Origin of the sequence: Nocardia farcinica, assembly GCF_029867845.1 — a bacterium.
Taxonomy (GTDB): Bacteria; Actinomycetota; Actinomycetes; order Mycobacteriales; family Mycobacteriaceae; genus Nocardia; species Nocardia farcinica_A.
The window spans coordinates 1-1,665 of record NZ_JARWRU010000827.1 but is presented as its reverse complement, the minus strand read 5'-3'; the positions used below and the strand labels follow the sequence as shown (position 1 = coordinate 1,665).

At 68.2% G+C, this 1,665-nt stretch carries 1 protein-coding gene; it reads left to right on the top strand.

Features of this window, described 5'->3' with window-relative positions; all coding sequences use genetic code 11:
- Nucleotides 1–272 precede the first annotated feature (272 nt).
- Complete coding sequence (locus QH283_RS17965) at nt 273–1,589, top strand: NtaA/DmoA family FMN-dependent monooxygenase (protein WP_280504148.1); 1,317 nt, start codon at nt 273–275, stop codon at nt 1,587–1,589.
- The last annotated feature ends 76 nt before the right edge of the window (nt 1,590–1,665 follow it).

Genomic DNA, 1,665 nt, shown 5'->3' with positions numbered 1-1,665 from the left:
GCGCGCGCCTCGCCGCCGCCGCGCCGGCCGCGGCCCTCCCCCCCCCCCCCGCCCGCCCCCCCCCCCCCCCCCGTTTCCACGGATGCGCATCCCGCGGCGTTTTGCCGGGAGTGTGCGGCGAAATGACCGCGAATCCCCAGTTCAGGGCGTCGCCGAAGACACGGAAACGCCTGCGGCTGCTGCGAAATCAACTTGTGAAAGACGGGAAACGCATCGGACTTCGCCCGGCGGTGCACTTGGCACGAAATCTTCTACGAGCGGAGGAGTTGCGCATGTTCCATCTCGGTTGGTTCCTCGGACAGGGATTCGGCATCCAGCCATGGCGCGGCGTCTTCGACGGCAACGCGGCCACCGACTGGATGAAGCCGCAACGCTATGTGGAGATGACCGCCGCCCTCGAACGCGGCGGATTCGACTTCGTCTTCATCGAGGACACCGCCATGGTGGAGGACACCTACGGCGGCTCGGCGGCCTGGACGCTCGCCCACGGCGAAATGGCGCCCAAGAACGACCCGCTGCCGCTGGTGCCGCTGATGACGCAGGGCTCCGAGCACATCGGCGTCATCAACACCATGTCCACCATCCAGTACCAGCCCTATACCGCCGCCCGGCTGATGGTCACCCTCGACCATCTCACCGACGGCCGCGCCGGCATCAACGTGGTGACCTCGGTGACGCACCGGGTGGCGCAGAACTTCGGCTACGACGAGCACCTGCCGCACGACGAGCGCTACGCGATGGCGGGGGAGTGGATGGACGTCGTCGGCAAGCTGTGGGACTCCTGGGAGCCCACCGCCATCGTCAACGACCCCGAGACCCCCATGTACGCCGACGCGTCCAAGGTGCACACCATCGATCACCGCGGCAGGTACTACTCGGTCCGAGGCCCGCTCAACACCATCCCCGGCCCGCAGCGGCGCCCGGTGGTCGCGCAGGCGGGCAACTCGATCCCGGGCCGTGAGCTGGCCGCCCAGCACGCCGACACCATGCTCGCGATGGGCCACACCCCCGAGCAGATGAAGGCCTTCCGCGAGGACATGCACCAGCGGCTGCTCGCCCACGGCCGCAAGCCCGGCGACTGCAAGATCATGTTCCTTGTCTCGCCCATGCTCGCCGAGACCGACGCCGAGGCCTGGGAGCGCGAACGCGCCAGGGTGGCGCGGACCACCACCCCCGAGCACATCGAACGGGTGCTCTGGCAGCTGTCCTACATCAGCGGCGGCACCGTCGATTTCAGCACCTTCGACCTCGACGCCCCCATGCCCGACATCCTCGGCAACGGCGAACAGAGCTCCATGCGCAAGTACGTCGAGGGCAACGAGGACAAGACGCTGCGCGAGGTCGTCACCGGCGTGCGCCAGATCGGCGACCTCGGCCTGATCGGCTCGCCGGACACCGTGGCCGCGAAGATGGGCGAGATCATGGACGAGGTCGGCGGCGACGGATTCCTGCTCTACCAGCCCAGCTCGCTCAACCGCCGCACCATCGCCGAATACACCGACGGTCTCAGCCCCGCCCTGCGCAGGCGCGGGCTCATCCGCGACGGCTACGACAACGTCCCCTTCCGCGACAACCTGCTCGCCTTCTGAAGCCGCTGCCCGCTTTCTGCACCCCGGAGGTAAAACCATGGCCGCCAATCGTTTCCGACTGGGCTGGTTCGGCAAT

What these genes read in the sequence shown, in the direction of transcription:
- QH283_RS17965 (WP_280504148.1), top strand. Translation starts at nt 273, where the DNA reads ATGTTCCATCTCGGTTGGTTCCTCGGACAGGGATTCGGCATCCAGCCA.